The organism is Superficieibacter sp. BNK-5 (assembly GCF_047456055.1).
GTDB lineage: Bacteria > Pseudomonadota > Gammaproteobacteria > Enterobacterales > Enterobacteriaceae > Superficieibacter.
In genome coordinates this window covers 2,612,945-2,632,493 of the sequence record NZ_CP179893.1, presented here as the reverse complement: position 1 = coordinate 2,632,493, position 19,549 = coordinate 2,612,945, and the positions used below count along the sequence as shown (strand labels likewise).

General features: G+C 55.6%; 17 protein-coding genes. 5 read left to right on the top strand and 12 right to left on the bottom strand.

Translation table 11 applies throughout. The annotated features are described in order from the left end of the window. Positions 1-12 precede the first annotated feature (12 nt). Complete coding sequence (gene dxs, locus ACMGGS_RS12660) at positions 13-1,875, top strand: 1-deoxy-D-xylulose-5-phosphate synthase (RefSeq protein WP_414162957.1); 1,863 nt, start codon at positions 13-15, stop codon at positions 1,873-1,875. A gap of 55 nt (positions 1,876-1,930) precedes the next feature. Beyond that, on the top strand, positions 1,931-2,905 hold the full coding sequence (locus ACMGGS_RS12655) for an aldo/keto reductase (RefSeq protein WP_414162956.1): 975 nt from the start codon (positions 1,931-1,933) through the stop codon (positions 2,903-2,905). 1,136 nt (positions 2,906-4,041) lie between these two features. Here the strand turns inward: ACMGGS_RS12655 and thiL are convergent. The 5 genes from thiL to nrdR all read right to left on the bottom strand — a co-directional run bounded on the left by thiL (position 4,042) and on the right by nrdR (position 7,640). Further along, a complete protein-coding gene (thiL, locus tag ACMGGS_RS12650; protein WP_414162955.1) occupies positions 4,042-5,013 on the bottom strand; it encodes a thiamine-phosphate kinase in 972 nt (323 codons plus the stop codon). Between the two features lie 74 nt (positions 5,014-5,087). Further along, entirely contained in the window at positions 5,088-5,507 is a 420-nt protein-coding gene (gene nusB, locus ACMGGS_RS12645) for a transcription antitermination factor NusB (protein ID WP_176916802.1), read from the bottom strand. Positions 5,508-5,526: 19 nt separating this feature from the next. Further along, complete coding sequence (gene ribE / locus ACMGGS_RS12640) at positions 5,527-5,997, bottom strand: 6,7-dimethyl-8-ribityllumazine synthase (protein WP_414162954.1); 471 nt, start codon at positions 5,995-5,997, stop codon at positions 5,527-5,529. An 85-nt stretch (positions 5,998-6,082) separates the two neighbouring features. Continuing rightward, positions 6,083-7,186: a bifunctional diaminohydroxyphosphoribosylaminopyrimidine deaminase/5-amino-6-(5-phosphoribosylamino)uracil reductase RibD gene (gene ribD / locus ACMGGS_RS12635; RefSeq protein ID WP_414162953.1), complete on the bottom strand. Its 1,104-nt coding sequence runs from the start codon at positions 7,184-7,186 to the stop codon at positions 6,083-6,085. A gap of 4 nt (positions 7,187-7,190) precedes the next feature. Then, complete coding sequence (gene nrdR / locus ACMGGS_RS12630) at positions 7,191-7,640, bottom strand: transcriptional regulator NrdR (protein WP_176916805.1); 450 nt, start codon at positions 7,638-7,640, stop codon at positions 7,191-7,193. A gap of 155 nt (positions 7,641-7,795) precedes the next feature. On the opposite strand from nrdR, the gene ACMGGS_RS12625 reads away from it, so the two are divergent. Both ACMGGS_RS12625 and ACMGGS_RS12620 read left to right on the top strand, forming a co-directional pair. Beyond that, entirely contained in the window at positions 7,796-8,338 is a 543-nt protein-coding gene (locus ACMGGS_RS12625) for a DUF3251 domain-containing protein (protein WP_414162952.1), read from the top strand. 405 nt (positions 8,339-8,743) lie between these two features. Next, positions 8,744-9,598, top strand: coding sequence for a nucleoside-specific channel-forming protein Tsx (locus ACMGGS_RS12620; protein ID WP_414162951.1), 855 nt, complete (start codon positions 8,744-8,746; stop codon positions 9,596-9,598). A 121-nt stretch (positions 9,599-9,719) separates the two neighbouring features. On the opposite strand, the gene secF is transcribed toward ACMGGS_RS12620, so the two are convergent. Genes secF through queA form a run of 5 tightly spaced genes read right to left on the bottom strand, consistent with a single transcriptional unit; the run spans position 9,720 to position 15,184 of the window. Beyond that, entirely contained in the window at positions 9,720-10,691 is a 972-nt protein-coding gene (gene secF, locus ACMGGS_RS12615; RefSeq protein ID WP_414162950.1) for a protein translocase subunit SecF, read from the bottom strand. Between the two features lie 10 nt (positions 10,692-10,701). Continuing rightward, positions 10,702-12,549, bottom strand: coding sequence for a protein translocase subunit SecD (secD, locus tag ACMGGS_RS12610; RefSeq protein WP_414162949.1), 1,848 nt, complete (start codon positions 12,547-12,549; stop codon positions 10,702-10,704). A 27-nt stretch (positions 12,550-12,576) separates the two neighbouring features. Further along, the gene (gene yajC / locus ACMGGS_RS12605) at positions 12,577-12,909 is read right to left on the bottom strand and encodes a preprotein translocase subunit YajC (protein WP_176916817.1); all 333 of its coding nucleotides are present in this window, start codon (positions 12,907-12,909) and stop codon (positions 12,577-12,579) included. Positions 12,910-12,931: 22 nt separating this feature from the next. After that, positions 12,932-14,059: a tRNA guanosine(34) transglycosylase Tgt gene (tgt, locus tag ACMGGS_RS12600; protein ID WP_176916818.1), complete on the bottom strand. Its 1,128-nt coding sequence runs from the start codon at positions 14,057-14,059 to the stop codon at positions 12,932-12,934. Positions 14,060-14,101: 42 nt separating this feature from the next. Then, on the bottom strand, positions 14,102-15,184 hold the full coding sequence (queA, locus tag ACMGGS_RS12595) for a tRNA preQ1(34) S-adenosylmethionine ribosyltransferase-isomerase QueA (RefSeq protein WP_414162948.1): 1,083 nt from the start codon (positions 15,182-15,184) through the stop codon (positions 14,102-14,104). Positions 15,185-15,274: 90 nt separating this feature from the next. On the opposite strand from queA, the gene acpH reads away from it, so the two are divergent. Continuing rightward, positions 15,275-15,856, top strand: a complete 582-nt coding sequence (gene acpH, locus ACMGGS_RS12590; protein WP_414162947.1) for an ACP phosphodiesterase — start codon at positions 15,275-15,277, stop codon at positions 15,854-15,856. A 242-nt stretch (positions 15,857-16,098) separates the two neighbouring features. On the opposite strand, the gene malZ is transcribed toward acpH, so the two are convergent. After that, complete coding sequence (gene malZ, locus ACMGGS_RS12585) at positions 16,099-17,916, bottom strand: maltodextrin glucosidase (protein ID WP_414166265.1); 1,818 nt, start codon at positions 17,914-17,916, stop codon at positions 16,099-16,101. 210 nt (positions 17,917-18,126) lie between these two features. Further along, entirely contained in the window at positions 18,127-19,479 is a 1,353-nt protein-coding gene (proY, locus tag ACMGGS_RS12580) for a proline-specific permease ProY (RefSeq protein WP_414162946.1), read from the bottom strand. Positions 19,480-19,549: the final 70 nt, after the last annotated feature.

Sequence of the window (19,549 nt, the reverse complement as noted above, 5' to 3'; positions counted from 1 at the left end):
CGATGAGTCTCTATGAGTTTTGATATAGCCAAATACCCGACCCTGGCGCTGGTCGACTCCACCCAGGAGTTACGCCTTTTGCCGAAAGAGAGCCTGCCGAAGCTGTGCGATGAACTGCGTCGTTACCTGCTCGACAGCGTGAGCCGTTCCAGCGGACACTTTGCCTCCGGGCTTGGCACGGTTGAGCTTACCGTGGCGCTGCACTATGTCTATAACACCCCGTTCGATCAGTTGATTTGGGACGTCGGCCATCAGGCTTATCCGCATAAAATTCTGACCGGTCGGCGGGATAAAATCGACACCATCCGCCAGAAAGACGGGCTGCATCCTTTCCCCTGGCGCGGTGAGAGTGAGTATGACGTCTTGAGCGTCGGCCACTCCTCAACCTCGATCAGCGCGGGCATCGGTATCGCAGTCGCGGCGGAAAAAGAAGACAAACAGCGGCGCACGGTCTGTGTGATCGGCGACGGGGCGATCACCGCTGGCATGGCGTTTGAGGCGATGAACCACGCGGGCGATATCCGCCCGGACATGCTGGTGATCCTCAACGACAACGAAATGTCGATTTCAGAGAACGTTGGCGCGCTGAATAATCATCTGGCGAAAATTCTCTCCGGCAAGCTTTACTCCTCCCTGCGCGAAGGCGGCAAGAAGGTCTTCTCCGGCGTGCCGCCGATTAAAGAACTGCTCAAGCGCACCGAAGAACATATCAAAGGCATGGTAGTGCCGGGCACGCTGTTTGAAGAGCTGGGTTTTAACTATATCGGCCCGGTTGACGGTCACGATGTCCTGAGCCTGGTGAGTACGCTGAAGAATATGCGCGGCCTGAAAGGTCCGCAGTTCCTGCACATCATGACGAAAAAAGGCCGTGGCTATGAGCCTGCCGAGAAAGATCCCATCACCTTTCACGCGGTGCCGAAGTTCGATCATACCAGCGGCGTACTGCCGAAAAGCAGCGGCGGATTGCCTTCTTACTCGAAAATCTTCGGCGACTGGCTGTGTGAAACGGCGGCCAGAGACGACAAGCTGATGGCGGTGACGCCCGCAATGCGTGAAGGCTCTGGCATGGTCGAGTTCTCGCGCAAATTCCCCGATCGTTATTTTGATGTCGCCATTGCCGAACAGCACGCGGTGACGTTTGCCGCCGGACTGGCAATTGGCGGCTATAAGCCGATCGTCGCGATCTACTCCACGTTCTTACAGCGCGCTTACGATCAGGTGATCCACGACGTTGCCATTCAGAAACTGCCGGTGCTGTTTGCTATCGATCGCGCGGGGATCGTCGGGGCCGATGGTCAGACGCATCAGGGCGCATTCGATCTCTCGTTCCTGCGCTGTCTCCCCGATATGGTGATCATGACGCCGAGCGATGAAAATGAATGCCGCCAGATGCTTTATACCGGCTATCACTATCACGATGGCCCGAGCGCGGTGCGTTATCCGCGCGGTTCAGGTACTGGCGCGACGCTGGAGCCGCTTCACTCCCTGCCCATCGGCAAGGGGGTCGTGAAACGTGAGGGCGAGAAAGTCGCTATTCTGAACTTTGGTACCCTGCTGGCAGACGCCGCACAGGTGGCGGAATCGCTGAACGCGACCCTGGTGGATATGCGCTTTGTGAAGCCGCTCGATGAAGCGCTGATCCTGCAACTGGCCGAACAACATGAGGTGCTGGTGACGCTGGAAGAGAACGCGATTATGGGCGGCGCGGGCAGCGGCGTGAACGAAGTGTTGATGGCGCAGCGCAAAGCGGTGCCGGTGCTGAACCTCGGCCTGCCGGATTTCTTTATTCCTCAGGGAACCCAGGAAGAAGCCCGCGCCGAAATTGACCTGGATGCTGAAGGGATTGAAACGAAAATCCGCAACTGGCTCGCATAACTCCCCTCCCCACTCCTGCTATGCTTAACGATACCCTTATAGCAGGAGTGGAACCATGCAATACAACATGTTAGGAAAAACAGACCTCAGGGTTTCCCGCCTTTGTCTCGGCTGTATGACCTTCGGCGAACCGGATCGCGGTAAGCACGCCTGGACCTTACCGGAAGAGAGCAGCCGTCCCATCATTCAACGCGCGCTCGAAGGCGGCATCAACTTTTTCGATACGGCAAACAGCTATTCTGACGGCAGCAGTGAAGAAATTGTCGGACGCGCGCTGCGCGACTTTGCGCGTCGTGAAGAGGTCGTTGTCGCCACCAAAGTGTATCACCAGGTGGGTGATCTGGCAGAAGGGCTTTCCCGTTCGCAGATCCTGCGCTCCATCGACGACAGCCTGCGCCGTCTGAATATGGAGTATGTTGATTTACTGCAAATCCACCGCTGGGATTACAACACGCCGCCTGAAGAGACGCTGGAAGCCCTGAACGACGTGGTGAAAGCGGGTAAGGCGCGTTACATCGGCGCATCATCCATGCACGCCTCCCAGTTCGCCGGGGCGCTGGCGCTGCAAAAACAGCACGGTTGGGCACCGTTCGTCACCATGCAGGATCACTACAATCTTATCTACCGTGAAGAAGAGCGTGAGATGCTCCCGCTGTGCTACCAGCAGGGCGTCGCGGTGATCCCGTGGAGTCCGCTGGCGCGAGGTCGTCTGACTCGTCCGTGGGGTGAAACGACCGCCCGCTCGGTCTCCGATGAGTTTGGCAGCACGCTGTATAGCACCACGGAAGATAACGACGCACAGATTGCCGAACGGCTGGCGGGCGTGGCGGAAGACACTGGCGCAACGCGGGCGCAGGTGGCGCTGGCGTGGTTGCTCAGTAAACCCGGCGTCGCCGCACCGATTATTGGCAGCTCGCGGCAGGAGCAGCTTGATGAGCTGTTGCAGGCGGTGGATTTGACGTTAACACCTGAGCAGATTGCCGAACTGGAAACGCCGTATCAGCAGCACCCGGTGGTGGGTTTTAAATAAGACAGCCACTCGGCAAAACTGCGCTGAAGCACCCGCTGTGGTTCTGCCCGGTGGCGCTGCGCTTACCGGGCCTACAGGTTATGTGTAACGCATTGATATTTCATATATTGTAGGCCGGGTAAGGCGAAGCCGCCACCCGGCAAAGCTGCGCTGAAGCACCCTCTGTGGTTCTGCCCGGTGGCGCTGCGCTTACCGGGCCTACAGACTGTGTAACTCATTGATATTGCATATATTGTAGGCCGGGTAAGGCGAAGCCGCCACCCGGCAAAACTGCGCTGAAGCATCCGCTGTGGTTCTGCCCGGTGGCGCTGCGCTTACCGGGCCTACATACTGTGTAAATCATTGATATTGCGTATATTGTAGGCCGGGTAAGGCGAAGCCGCCACCCGGCAAAGCTGTGCTGAAGCATCCGCTGTGGTTCTGCCCGATGGCGCTGCGCTTACCGGGCCTACAGACTGTTTAACACATTGATATTTCGTATATTGTAGGCCGGGTAAGGCGAAGCCGCCACCCGGCAAAGCTGCGCTGAAGCACTCATTGGAACTCTGCCCGGTGGCGCTGCGCTTACCGGGCCTACAGACTGTGTAACTCGTTGATATTGCGTATATATTAGGCCGGGTAAGGCGAAGCCGCCACCCGGCAAAAGTGCGCTGAAGCATACGCTGTGGTTCTGCCCGGTGGCGCTGCGCTTACCGGGCCTACAGACTGTGTAACTCGTTGATATTGCATATATTGTAGGCCGGGTAAGGCTAAGCCGCCACCCGGCAAAAGTGCGCTGAAGCATCCATCGGGATTTTGCCCGGTGGCGCTGCGCTTACCGGGCCTACAGACTGTGTAACTCGTTGATATTGCATATATTGTAGGCCGGGTAAGGCGAAGCCGCCACCCGGCAAAGCTGTGCTGAAGCCCCCCGCTGTGGTTCTGCCCGGTGGCGCTGCGCTTACCGGGCCTACAGGTTATGTATAACCCATTGATATTGCATATATTGTAGGCCGGATAAGGCGAAGCCGCCACCCGGCAAAACTGCGCTGAAGCATCCACTGGAACTCTGCCCGGTGGCTCTGCGCTTACCGGGCTTACACATTATGTGCAAATCATTGATATTGAATATATTGTGGCCGGATCAACAATGCGCATTACGCGAAATGATCGTACCCTTTCCAGTCAAACGTGACGGGTTGACCGTCGCGTAAAAACTGTAATCCCTCGCTTTCAGGAACCACCTGTCCAATACAGGTAAACGCCGCGCCCAGATGCTTCAGCGCCACGTCCAGCGCGCCGCGATTAAGCTCCGGCACGGTGAAACAGAGTTCATAATCTTCCCCACCCGCCAGCGCCCAGCGCAGCGCCTGTTCAGGCTCCACATGGCGCAGCATGGGTGCAGAGAAAGGCAATGCATTCAGCTCAAGACGCGCGCCGCAGCCGCTGGCCTTCAGGATATGCCCGAGATCGGAAATCAGACCGTCAGAAAGATCGATAGCCGAACTGGCGCGGTCACGCAGCGCCTGCCCGTGCAGCACGCGTGGGGTCGGCCGCAAATGCCGTTTTACCAGATACGCGGCGTCAGCCTCATCATTAACCTGAAGCCGGTCCTGCAATATCGCCAGCCCGGCGGCACTGTCACCCGGCGTACCGGTAACATAGATCCAGTCACCCGGTCTGGCACCTGAGCGCTTAAGGGCGCGCCCCAGCGGCACGAAGCCGTGAATACCCAGCGTCATCGACAGCGGACCACGGGTAGTGTCGCCGCCAATCAGCTGCATATCATAATAATTAAGCTGTTCAAACAGACTGTCGCTAAACGCCGCCAGCCACGGCTCGTTCACTTCCGGCAGCGTCAATGCCAGCGTCAACCATGCAGGATCGGCTCCCATGGCGGCAAGATCGCTAACGTTCACCGCCAGTGCCTTACAGGCCAAATCAGCAGGATCGATATCAGGAAGGAAGTGGATACCACAGACCAGCGTATCCGTACTGATTGCCAGCGTCTGTTTTTCAGGAATATTGAGCAGCGCGCAGTCGTCGCCGATGCCGGTTTCTACATCCAGGCGGGAGCTTCTTACTCGGTCAAAATAACGGGCAATCAGGGAAAATTCGCCACATGCCATACGTTATGCCTCAGCAGTAACAAAGAATAAGGCCGGCGACAGAGCGAGACCGCTCTGCCCTTCCGGCCTGGAGATTACTTTTTGCGGGGACGGATCGCCGGGGCTGCTTTATCCAGCACGCCGTTTACGAATTTGTGGCTGTCTTCAGCGCCAAAGGTTTTTGCCAGTTCGATGGCTTCGTTGATGGCCACTTTATACGGCACATCATCACGTTTGGACAGCTCGAACAGCGCGATACGCAGTACGGCTTTCTCAACCTGGCCCAATTCTTCAAGCAGACGGGACAGGTACGGCTTCATCAGGCCGTCGAGATATGCGCTATTAGTCGCCACCCCGGAGAGCAGTTCGCGGAAATACACGATGTCGACATCTTTGACATCCTGTTCCGCCAGGAACTGATATTCAACATCAGAGATGTCGTTCTGGGACAACTGCCAGGAGTAAAGCGCCTGGACGGCACACTCACGGGCGCGGCGACGAGCAGCAGGTTTCACGGAATTCCCCTTACAAAATTCAGGCCTTGATGGCTTTCAATACATTAATCATTTCGAGCGCGGTCAGTGCAGCTTCTGCACCTTTGTTACCGGCTTTGGTTCCCGCGCGCTCAATAGCTTGCTCAATACTTTCCGTAGTGAGTACGCCAAACGCAACCGGGATTTCGCTCTCCTGAGCGACATGCGCCAGACCGTTGCTTGCGCCACCCGCCACATATTCGAAGTGGGCAGTACCGCCACGGATCACCGTGCCAAGCGCCACGACAGCATCATATTTACCGGTTTTGGCCAGCGCGCCCGCCGCCAGTGGCAGCTCGTAAGCACCTGGAACCCACACAACGGTGATGTTGTCGTCTTTCATCTGACCAATACGCTTGAGGGCGTCAATCGCGCCATCCAGCAGACTGTCGTTAATGAAATTGTTAAAACGCGCAATGGTGATGGCGACGCGAGCGTCCGGGGCAGCAACGTTAGCTTCAATAATGTTCATATTCTTCCTATGGGTTCATATGGCCCCGCAGGGGGGCGGATTTTATCATAATAATTCAGGCGCTGCTTCTCTTTTACCGCAGGCGCTACAGGTTAGTCAGATGCAGACAAATATCCGGGCCAACCTGACGTATCTCGTTGAATTTAAAATGGGGCGCAGCGGACAGTTTCTCAAGCCCTGGCAGAACGCACAGGCCACGGGCATCGCTGCCCAGTAGCTTAGGCGCAATATAGACCACCAGTTCATCCACCAGTCCGGCCTGAAGCAGTGCACCTGCCAGCGTTGCGCCCGCTTCGACCCAGACGCTGTTAATCTGTTCACGACCCAGTTGCATTAGCAATACGACCAAATCCAGATGCCCGTTATGCGGCGGAATTTTCAGCGTACGGACACCCTGCGGCCAGTCACGCGCATCGTCCTGGGTGCGGGCAAACCAGGTTTCTCCCGCCTGCTGTACGATGCGATGCTCAGGCGTGACGCGGTTATGGCTGTCCACTACGATACGGACCGGCTGACGCAGGCTTTCTTGCGGATAAAGCGCTTGCGTATCGGAGGAGAGTTCGTCCCAGCGCACGTTAAGCTGCGGATCGTCCGCCAGTACCGTCGCGCTGCTGGTGAGGATCGCATGGCTTTGCGCGCGCAGGCGCTGCACGTCGCGTCGCGCTTGCGGGGAGGTGATCCACTGGCTTTCCCCGCTCGCCATCGCCGTTCGACCGTCAAGCGATGCGCCGAGCTTAAGCTGTACATACGGGAAACCGGTGCGCATCCGCTTGAGGAATCCTTTGTTTAACGCTTCGGCTTCGCTCATCATCAGCCCGTGGCTGACGTCAATACCTTCCTGCTTCAGGCGATACAACCCGCGTCCGGCGACCTGCGGATTAGGATCCTGCATGGCGGCAACCACGCGCGTCACGCCTGCGGCAATCAGCGCCTCACAGCACGGCGGCGTGCGCCCGTGATGGCTGCATGGCTCCAGCGTAACGTAGGCCGTCGCGCCGCGAGCATTCTCCCCCGCCATACGCAGGGCGTGAACTTCTGCATGCGGCTCACCGGCACGGCGATGATAGCCTTCACCGACAATGCGACCCTCTTTCACAATGACACAACCCACATTAGGGTTGGGATGAGTCGTAAAACGACCACGCTGCGCCAGCTTCAGCGCTCGAGCCATGAATGTTTCATCCTGCATGAGGTTAATCCTGTAAGCGGGCGATCTCTTCGCCGAACTCTTTAATGTCTTCAAAACTACGGTAAACCGAAGCAAAACGGATATAGGCGACTTTATCGAGTTTTTTAAGTTGGTCCATCACCAGGTTACCGATCATCTTACTGGCAACTTCGCGTTCACCCGTTGCCCGAAGCTGCGATTTAATATGATTCAGCGCCATTTCAACATCGTCGGCGCTTACCGGACGCTTTTCCAGCGCCCGAAGAATGCCGTTGCGCAGCTTGTCTTCGTTGAACGGTTCGCGCACGTCGTTACTTTTTATCACGCGCGGCATGACCAGTTCAGCCACTTCAAAGGTGGTAAAACGTTCATTACATACCAGGCACTGTCGCCGACGGCGCACGGAAGATCCCTCACCCACCAGACGAGAATCAATGACTTTGGTATCTACGGCTAAACAAAATGGGCAGTGCATATCGCGTCCTGACGAGGGGTGAATGTGACATACAGTTTACCCTGAACTGGCGGGACTACAAAGGAAGAGCTTTTTTGAGACTATGGATCGATGGCAGACGCGCCATTATCCTCTACCATAATGACAATAATTGTCCTTTTGAAGGGATCGACACGATGACAAGACGTTATTTGAAAGTGTTTGCGCTGGGAAGCCTGTTTGCTCTGACCGCCTGCGCACCGCAAAGTGAAGTTCGCCAGTTGCATCAGAGCGTCAGTACGCTCAATAAAGAGATGACGCAACTCAATCAGGAAACGGTAAAAATTACCCAGCAAAATACGCTGAATAAAAAATCGGCCAGCGGCGTCTACCTGCTGCCGGGAGCGAATACGCCAGCCCGCCTGAATAGCCAGATTGGGATGCTGCGTATGTCGCTGGCCAACATCGCTCCGAACGCAGACGGTACGCGCGTCACGCTGCGGATTCAGGGGGAGTCTGCCGATCCTTTACCGGCCTTCAGCGGCACGGTTGAATGGGGACAAATTCAGGGTACGACGCAGGATTATCAGGAAGTTAACGTTCAGAACCAGCTGATCAATGCTCCGGCCAGCACCCTGGCACCAAGCGACGTTGATATTCCGCTCCAGCTTAACGGCATTACACCTGAGCAATTAGGTTTCGTTCGAATCCATGATATTCAGCCTGCGCCGCAACCCTGATAACGCACTGTAAGCCGCCAGGTTCAGAATAATAGCCCCAACCCGACGCAGCTCTCGGGTTGGGGCTTTTACCGGCGGTCCTGTTCCTGCTTGTCCTCACCAGACGCTGTCGTCATCTGCTTCTTCTCGCCATCATTTTTCTGCTCACTGATGCGTCGTTACCATCACTCATACTTATTTAAACCCGGTAAAGATTGGCAACAAAGCCGCTTATCAGTACAATCGCCGCCGTTAATGTACGCAAACGTGAACGCAATCGATTACGTGTGTGACAGGAATGTGAAACAACACATATTTTTGTGAGCAATGATTCTTATAATAGGCACCACAGAAATTCGAAATATTTAGTAACGCGCAGTCATCTTTTTCATTCCCGTCAGGGATTTTTCAAACAGTGGCATAACTATGAAACATACAATTCTTGCAGCAGGCGCAGTGCTGGCGCTCTCTTCTGGCTTCACCGCTCAGGCAGCCGACGCGGAAAAACCGCAGTTCCTCTCCGACTGGTGGCATCAGAGCGTCAACGTGGTCGGCAGCTATCACACCCGCTTTGGGCCAGCGTTACGTAACGATACCTATCTGGAATACGAAGCGTTCGCTAAGAAAGACTGGTTTGACTTCTACGGCTACGTGGATGCGCCGCGTTTCTTCGGCGGTGACGGCGATTCACGCGGCATCTGGAACCACGGTTCGCCACTGTTTACCGAAATCGAACCGCGTTTTTCAATTGATAAACTGACCAACTCCGACCTGAGCATTGGCCCGTTCAAAGAGTGGTACTTCGCCAACAACTATATCTACGATATGGGCCGTAACGAGGCGGGTCGTCAGAGCACGTGGTACATGGGTCTGGGTACGGACGTGGAAACCGGTCTGCCGATTGGCCTTAATCTGAACATTTATGCCAAGTATCAATGGCAAAACTACGGTGCCTCTAACGAAAACGAGTGGGATGGCTACCGCTTCAAAATTAAATACTTTGTACCGATCACCGACGTCTGGGGCGGCCACCTGAGCTACATCGGCTTCACCAACTTTGACTGGGGTTCAGATCTGGGCGACGATCAGTATCGCACCAGCAATTCCATCGCTTCCAGTCACGTTCTGGCACTGAACTACGATCACTGGCACTACTCTGTGGTCGCGCGTTACTTCCACAACGGTGGTCAGTGGAACGATGGCGACCAGCCGGTATGGCAGGCAGAGCCGATCAAGTCTAACGGCTTCGGCTGGTATCTGGTTGCAGGGTATAACTTCTAATAACAACGCATGTTAAAAAGCCGATCTGAAGATCGGCTTTTTTATTTATACCTCGCGTCCTGAGCTTAACGCATAAAAAAGCCCGGCACAGCGCCGGGCTTTTTTGATCGTAAAACGACCGTTACGGCAGAAGCGACGGCTGATCCGCCCCTTCTTTCTCGACTTTCTGCTGGAGCATATGCTCGCGCTTCATACCCAGTTTCAGCGCCAGCGCCGAAGCCACGTAGATTGACGATGCGGTACCGATGGAAACACCGATCAGCATGGTCAGCGAGAAGCCTTCCAGTACCGGACCACCGAAGAGGTACAGCATCAGAATAACCACCAACGTTGTACCGGAGGTAATCAACGTACGGTGCAGCGTCTGGGTCAGCGACACGTTAAAGATTTCGTAAGGCGTCCCGCGACGAATCTTGCGGAAGTTTTCACGAATACGGTCAGATACCACGATGCTGTCGTTCAGTGAGTAACCGATAACCGACATTAACGATGCAACGATGGTCAGGTCAATCTCAATATGGAACAGCGACAGGATCCCTAAGGTGATGATCACGTCGTGCGCCAGCGCGATAACCACCCCTGCCGCCAGTCGCCACTCGAAGCGGAAACCGACATATACAAGGATGGAGATCAGCGCCACCATCAGCGCCATCGCACCGGTTTGCGCCAGATCGGCACCGACGCTCGGCCCGACGAATTCAATGCGCTTAACCGCCGCGTTCTGGCTGGTGGCTTCATTGATGACGTTCAGCACCTTGCTGCCCAGTACCTGCCCGCCGTTTTCACCTTCGGTTGGCGGCATGCGCACCATAATGTCGTGGCTGCTACCAAAGTTCTGCAACTGCGGCTCTTCAAAGCCCGCCTTTTGCAGCGCTTCGCGCATCACGTCCATATCCGCCGGTTTTTCCAGGGTGATTTCAATAACGGTACCGCCGGTGAAATCGAGACCCCAGTTAAAGCCGCGCACGCCCATAATGACAATGGCCGCCACCAGCAACAAACCGGAGATGCCGAAAGCCCAGTAGTCCCAGCGCATAAAGTCGTAGACTTTACGGCCGTGGTTCAATTGTTCAACACTATATTCCTGTGCCACATCGCACTCCTCAGATTGACAGCTTGTTGACGCGTTTGCCGCCATACAACAGGTTTACGATGGCACGCGTACCGACAATCGCGGTAAACATCGACGTCGCCACACCAATACCGGTAGTGATCGCGAACCCTTTAATGGCCCCGGTGCCTACGGCATAGAGGATCAGAACTTTAATCAACGTGGTAATGTTCGCATCAAAGATGGAGCTGAACGCGCCGGCATAGCCTTCGTGGATCGCCTGCTGCACCGAACGTCCGTTGCTTAACTCTTCTTTGATACGCTCGTTGATCAGTACGTTAGCATCCACCGCCACCGCAAGGGTTAGGACGATACCCGCGATACCCGGCATACTCAGCGTCGCGCCCGGCAGCAGCGACATGATACCGACGATCAGCACCAGGTTCGCCACTAACGCACTGGTCGCAATCAGACCAAACTTCTTGTAGAAGACCAGCATAAACAGGATGGACACCACCAGACCGGCCAGGCACGCTTCCAGACCCTGCTTGATATTCTGCATACCCAGCGTTGGCCCGATAGTACGTTCTTCAACAATCTGAATCGGCGCAATCAACGCACCGGCACGCAGCAGCAGCGAGAGCTGGCGCGCTTCATTCGGGTTGTTAATACCGGTAATACGGAAGCTGTTACCCAGACGAGACTGGATATTGGCGACGTTAATCACCTCTTCCTGTTTCACCAGAACCGCACGACCGTTGGCGTCTTTTTTACCGCTGTCCTTATACTCCACGAACAGCGTCGCCATCGGTTTACCGATGTTGTCTTTGGTGAAGTTAGACATGATGTTACCACCTGCGCTGTCGAGCGAGATGTTAACCTGCGGCTGGTTGTACTCATCCTGATTAGAGGTGGAGTCGGTGATATGGTCACCGGTCAGGATCACGCGTTTGAACAGCACAACCGGCTGGCCTTCACGCATCTGCTTCACTTCTGAGTCGCCGGGAATACGGCCAGACGCGGCGGCAGCCTGATCGACGTTGGTGTTAACCAGACGGAATTCCAGCGTTGCGGTTGCACCAAGGATTTCTTTCGCCCGCGCGGTGTCCTGAATACCTGGCAGCTCGACCACAATACGGTCAGCGCCCTGGCGTTGAACCACCGGCTCGGCAACGCCCAGCTGGTTTACACGGTTACGCAGAATGTTGATGTTCTGCTGGACCGCATATTCACGGGCTTCGCTCAGACGCGCGTCGGTCATCACCGCACGCAGCGCGTTATCACCCTGGCTCGAAATCACCAGATCCTGATGACGCTTGCTCAGATAAGAAACCGCTTCATCACGGGCAGTCGCATCACGGAAAGTAATGCTCAGGCCATAATTATTTTCTTTACGAACGGTAGTATAAGGAATGCCTTTTTCACGCAGATCGCTGCGCAGGCCGTCGATATTCTGTTCCTGGAGTTTACCCAGCGCGGTGTCCATATCCACTTCCATCAGGAAGTGAACGCCGCCACGCAGGTCAAGACCGAGCTTCATCGGCTCTGCTTTGAGGGCCGCCAGCCAGCGCGGGGTTGCCGGTGCGAGGTTAAGCGCCACGACGTATTTGTCACTCAGCACGCTAACCAGCGCTTCACGTGCGCGCAGTTGAGTATCCGTGGAGTCGAAGCGCACTAAAATAGCACCTTCTTCCAGCGCCATGGACTTCGCGGTGATTTTTTCTTTTTGTAACGTATTCTGGACCTGGATCAGCGTTTGCTCACTGGCGGCGCTGCCGCGCGCGCCAGTGACCTGAACAGCCGGATCCTCACCATAAAGGTTGGGAAGTGCGTAAAGCAGGCCGACGATAATCACGACGACCAGCATAATGTACTTCCACAAAGGATAACGGTTTAACACGGCAGTTCCCTTTGGGAAATCAATAAATTACAGCGCCTTCATCGTGCCTTTCGGCAGAACGGCAGCTACGAAATCACGTTTGATAACCACTTCAGTGGTGTCGTTCAGAGCGATGACGATATAACCCGTCTCAGCCACTTTAGTGACGCGACCAACCAGGCCGCCGTTGGTCAATACTTCATCGCCTTTCGCGATAGAGCTCATCAGATTTTTATGCTCTTTAGTACGCTTCTGCTGAGGACGTAAGATCATGAAGTAGAAAATCAGACCAAAAACCACCAGCATCGGAATCAACGTCCACTGGCTTTGGCCTGCACCTGCGGCTGGTGCTGCTATCGCATCAGAAATAAAAAAGCTCATTCAAATTCCCTCATTATTAAAATTAATCAACGTTGACAGGTGGTACGGGTCGCCCCTGACGCTGGTAAAAATCGGTGACGAAGCTCTCTAATTTACCCTCTTCAATAGCCTTGCGTAAACCAGCCATTAAACGCTGATAGTATCGCAGGTTATGAATGGTATTGAGACGCGCGCCCAGTATTTCGTTACAACGGTCGAGATGATGCAAGTAGGCGCGTGAATAATTGCGACAGGTGTAGCAATCACACTCGGCGTCGAGCGGGCTGGTGTCGCTTTTATACTTCGCGTTACGGATTTTCACCACGCCATCGGTCACAAACAGATGACCATTGCGGGCGTTACGCGTCGGCATCACGCAGTCAAACATATCGATACCGCGACGCACGCCTTCAACCAGATCTTCCGGTTTGCCGACGCCCATCAGGTAGCGCGGTTTGTCTGCCGGGATTTGTGGGCAAACGTGCTCCAGAATACGGTGCATATCTGCTTTCGGCTCGCCAACCGCCAGTCCGCCGACAGCGTAGCCATCAAAGCCAATCTCCACCAGACCTTTGACGGAGATATCGCGTAAATCTTCGTAAACGCTGCCCTGAATAATACCGAACAGCGCGTTTTTATTGCCAAGCCCGTCGAAACGGTCGCGGCTGCGTTTTGCCCAGCGCAGCGACATTTCCATTGAGCGCTTCGCATAGTCCCAGTCCGCCGGATAAGGCGTACATTCGTCGAAGATCATGACAATGTCTGAACCGAGATCGAACTGGATTTCCATTGAGGTTTCCGGATCGAGGAAGATCGGATCGCCGTTGATCGGGTTGCGGAAATGCACGCCCTGCTCGGTGATCTTGCGAATGTCACCCAGGCTAAAGACCTGGAAACCGCCGGAATCGGTGAGAATCGGCCCTTTCCACTGCATAAAATCATGCAGGTCGCCGTGCAGCTTCATGATTTCCTGCCCCGGACGCAGCCACAGGTGGAAAGTGTTACCGAGAATGATTTGCGCGCCGGTCGCTTCCACTTCTTCCGGCGTCATGCCTTTAACGGTGCCGTAGGTACCAACGGGCATAAACGCAGGCGTTTCCACTACGCCACGATCAAACACCAGGCGGCCGCGGCGGGCGCGTCCGTCGGTGGTATCCAGTTCGAATTTCATTTTTTCTCCAGTACGCCGGAAAAACAGTCCGACGTGAAAAGCTTATGTCGCGGAGTCATCCCCGACACGTTCATTAATCGCCGACGGATTGTACGTGATATACATCGCATCGCCATAACTAAAAAAGCGATATTCGGCGTTAACCGCCTGCTCATACGCATTCATGGTGTGTTTATAACCCGCAAATGCCGAGACCAGCATAATCAACGTGGATTCTGGCAGGTGGAAATTGGTCACCAGCGCGTCAATCACCTTGAATTGATAACCCGGATAGATAAAGATTTGCGTATCGCCAAAGAACGGCTCGATCAGGTCGTTTTTCGCCGCCTGCGCCGCGCTCTCCAGCGAGCGTACCGAGGTCGTGCCCACCGCAATCACCCGGTTGCCGCGCGCTTTGGCGGCCAGCACCGCGTCAACCACGTCCTGCGGCACTTCAGCATATTCAGAGTGCATGATGTGATCTTCAATGCTCTCAACGCGCACTGGCTGGAAAGTCCCCGCGCCGACGTGCAGGGTGACGAACGCCATCTCAATGCCTTTCTGACGCAGACGTTCCAGCAGCGGTTCATCAAAATGCAAACCGGCGGTCGGCGCGGCTACCGCGCCTGGCTTTTGACTGTAGACGGTCTGATACAGTTCGCGGTCAGCATCTTCATCCGGGCGGTCGATATACGGCGGTAGCGGCATGTGACCGATGGCGTTGAGGATATCCAGCACCGGGCGCTCATCGTGAAGCTCAACTTCAAACAGCGCATCGTGACGGGCGGTCATCGTTGCGTTAATGCTTTCATCATCGCCGAGCAGCAGTTCCGCACCGGGCTTTGGCGCTTTAGAGGCGCGAATATGTGCCAGAATACGTTTATCATCCAGCATCCGCTCGACCAGCACTTCAATCTTGCCGCCGCTGGCTTTACGGCCAAACAGACGCGCCGGGATCACGCGGGTATTGTTAAAGACCAGAAGATCGCCGGGGTTGAGCTTGTCGAGCAGATCGGTGAAAGTACCATGCGTCAGTGCCCCTGTCGGCCCGTCCAGCGATAACAAGCGACACGCGCTGCGTTCAGGCTGCGGATAGTGAGCAATCAGGGATTCAGGGAGTTCAAAGGAAAAATCGGCAAGACGCATGACGGTAACCAGGACAAATAAAGAGGCGGGTAGTCTAGTGCCGGGGCGTTTTCCCTGCAACCTTTACCCTGCCGGAGATAGCAACAAACCATGAATTTTCTCGCTCACCTGCACCTCGCCCATCTCGCTGACAGTTCGCTGTCGGGCAATTTACTGGCGGATTTTGTCCGCGGTAATCCTCAGTCGCTCTACCCACAGGCGGTAGTGGACGGCATTCATATGCACCGGCGTATCGATGTGCTGACGGATAACCTGCCGGAAGTGAAAACGGCGCGGGAGTGGTTTCGCCCGGAGACACGCCGGGTTGCGCCGATCACGCTGGATGTGATGTGGGATCATTTTCTTTCCCTGCACTGGGAGAAGGTCTCGCCGGGCCTGCCGCTGGCGGAGTTTATCGGCTACGCCGAGGCGCAGATTGGCGAAATTCTGCCGGATTCGCCGCCGCGCTTTATTAATCTTAATGATTACTTATGGTCCGAACGCTGGCTGGAACGCTATCGCGATATGGCCTTTATTCAGAACGTACTGAACGGTATGGCCAGCCGCCGTCCGCGTCTTGATGCGTTACGCGACTCCTGGCACGATCTGGATGCGCATTATGAGAAGCTGGAGACGCTGTTCTGGCAGTTTTATCCGCGGATGATGGTACAGGCGCAGCGGGGAGAGTTGTAGCGCGCATTGCCCGGTGGCGCTGCGCTTACCGGGCCTACGTTTAACATCCGCCTTCTGAATCACAGCAGATCGTAGGTCCGGTAAGGAGAAGCCGCCACCGGGCAAAGTATTGTCGCGCCGTGATGCCCGGTGGTGCTGCGCTTACCGGGCCTACGTTTAACACCCGCCTTCTGCATCACAGCAGATCGTAGGCCCGGTAAGGCGAAGCCGCCACCGGGCACGTTTTACGCTGATTGAGCGCGTTAGTTCCCCACCCACACCGAAGCCGAAACCGCGGGCAGCGTCAGGAGATCTCCCTCAAACGTGCCTTTCCCCTCTTTCAGATACCACGCCTTAACGTTTAACAGCGGCGAATCACCAACCACCACTTCACACGCCTGACCACGGTTAATCGCCACCAGCACACGCTGCTGCTTCAGCACCCGCACGAAAACCACCACGTCGCCCTCGGCATAGATCACCTGGCAAGCGCCGCGACGCAGCGCCTGACTGCGCCGACGCAGTTTTGCCATCCGCTGATAAAGTGCTAACAGTTCACCGTCCTGCTGACGTTTATCCCACGGGAACGGTTTGCGGCAGAAGGGATCGTTCGCGCCGTCCAGCCCCACTTCATCGCCGTAATAAATACAGGGCACGCCGGGCCAGGTAAACAGCCACACCACCGCCAGCGGCAAACGCGCCACGTCTTTACCAAGCAGCGTTTTAAAACGTGAGGTATCGTGGCTGTCGAGCTGATTAAACATGCGTAGCTGCTGCTGATGGGAGAGCGAGGCGCGATAGTTATCCATCCACGCCATGCAGATTTGTGCATCGATATCCTGTGGATCGTAAGAGAGATCGGTGTTCGCCAGAAACGCCCACAGCGGCTTGGTGAAGCCCATGTAGTTCATGGCTGCATCTTCTGCATCGTTTTGCAGCCACTGGCGGGCGTCGCCAAAATGCTCACCAAAAACAAACGCATCCGGGCGCGCTTCTTTCGCCGCACGCGTAATCCCGGCGATATGATGCATATTATTGCGCGCTCCGCCGTTCTCGCCGAGCATATGCACGACGTCCAGCCGCCAGCCATCCATATTCCACGGTGCTTTCAACCAGTGGCGAACAATGCTGTCCTCGCCGCCGTAAATTTCATCGACCAGCGTTTCTGACTGATAATCCAGCTTCGGCAGGCTCGGATAGCCCAGCCAGTCCAGAGCGCGTCCCTCTTCGGAAAAACTATACCAGTCACGCCAGGGGGATTCCGGGTTATGGCACGCGCCGCCGGTTCCCCGGTTATGGCGATCGAACCAGCCATGGGAATCGCCGCTATGGTTAAACACGCCGTCGAGGATCAGCCGCATTCCCTGCGCCAGCGTTGTCTGCCGCAGGCGCAGCAGCGCAACGTTGCCGCCAAACTGCGGATCGACCTGGCGATAATCTTCGGTATCGTATTTATGCACGCTGGGCGCGACAAAAACCGGGTTCAGGTAAAGGGCGGTAACACCAAGCTTTTTCAGATAAGGGAGTTTCTCGCCGATCCCGTCGAGATCGCCGCCGTAAAAGGTCGATCCCCCGGCTTCGGCGGTCAACGGCTCATCCCACTCGCGCAGAACAATCTCCCGCCCGGCCGCGTGGTGATAGTAGACGTTGTCTTTAGCAATCGGCCCCGGTTTGCTGCGCGCGAAGCGATCGGGAAAGATCTGGTAAAACACCTGGTCAGCCACCCAGTCCGGTCCGCTATCGGGCAAATCCAGTGCGAAATGTTCAAGGCGCGCAGGCGGAAACTGACTGATTCCCTGCGGGCCAAACCACCGCTGTCGATTTTCCCACAGTAGCTTAAACAGATAGCGGCGACGGGGCTGCCCTTCGTTCAAATTGATGTCCGCGCGCCACGCGACAACCCCCGGATGCGGCGCATGCGCGGAACGCCGCATGGGCAGTGAAATCTCTTCGTTATCCAGCTCGCTGCGCAGGACAACACGCGTTGGCAGGTGTTCCCCACTCAGCCACAGCGTAATGGTAAGCCGTTCCTGTCGCTGCGCGATAAAAGGCGCAACGGGAAGATGCCAGGCATGTAACATCATCAATCCTCTTTCCTTAAAAATCAGCCCACCATGACACAAGCCGCGCCGCTCCCCCTCCTCTTTTGGCTGTTTTTCCAGGGGTGACGCCGGGGGCGCAGAACATTCAGGATAGATCGGTTTTTAGTGCAAAAGAGAATGCAAATGTAAGCAAAAAAAGACCGGGATATCTCCCGGTCTCAGATTGCGGACAAACGTTATACCGCGGAATTATGCCTGGCGGCGCTTAAACATCCAGCCAATCAGCAGCAGTACAATCCAGCCGAAGCCGACGTACAGCGAAATACGCGTGTCCGGATGATAGCCAATCAGCGCGATGATAAAGACCAGGAAAATCAGCCCGACAACCGTCGTCACCACGCCGCCCGGCACCTTAAATTTCAGCGCTTTGGTCTCTTCCGGCGACAGGCGGCGGCGGAAAGCCACCTGCGACAGGAGGATCATTATCCACACCCACACCGTCGCGAAGGTTGCCAGCGAGGCGATCACCAGGAAGACGTTCTCCGGAATGATGTAGTTAAGATAAACCGCCAGCAGCAGCGCGAAGGTCATCACCACAACCGTCACCCACGGAATACCGCGGCGTGAGGTTTTGGCGAAAAACTTCGGCGCACTGCCCTGCTCTGCCATGCCGTGCAGCATACGCCCCACGCCGAAAACGTCGCTGTTGATAGCGGAAAGCGAGGCGGTCAGCACCACAAAGTTCAGGATACTGGCAGCAAAGGTGATCCCCATATGCTGAAACGTCAGGACAAATGGACTGCCGTCTGTGCCGACCTGGTTCCACGGGTAAATGGACATAATGACAAACAGCGTACCAACGTAGAACACCAGAATACGCATCGGTACAGAGTTGATGGCCCGCGGAATGGAGGTCTGCGGATCTTTCGCTTCGCCCGCGGTAATACCGATAATCTCGATACCGCCGTAAGCAAACATCACCATTTGCAACGACATCACCATCCCCAGCCAGCCATTGCTGAAAAAGCCGCCGTTGCTCCACAGGTTATGGATGCCGGTCGGTTGTCCGCCGTTGCCAATCCCCCAGACGATGATGCCGACGCCCGCCACGATCATAATAATAATGGTGGCGACCTTAAAGAAGGAAAACCAGAACTCCAGTTCGCCGAACACCTTCACGCTCATTAAGTTGACCGCGCAGATGATCATCACCACGCTAAGCACCCAAATCCAGTGCGGCACATCGGGGAACCAGACGCCCATATAGATACCGAACGCCGTGACGTCGGCAATGGCGACGATCAGGATTTCGAAGCAGTAGGTCCAGCCGGTGATATACCCCGCCAGCGGGCCGAGGTTATCCTGAGCGTAACGTGAAAACGAACTGGCAGAGGGGTTGTGGACCGACATCTCCCCCAATGCACGCATGATGATATACGCGGCGACGCCGCCAATAATATAGGCCAGCAGCACGCTGGGTCCTGCCATTTTTATAGCATCTGCCGAGCCATAAAAAAGGCCGGTGCCAATTGCCGACCCGAGTGCCATAAAGCGGATGTGACGGGTGCTCAGTCCCCGCTTCAGCTTGTTAGTACTTTCCATCGTTTCAAATGCCATTCAACACAAAAAATAAAAAACCACGGAACCCTAAGTACCGTGGTTAAACGAACCG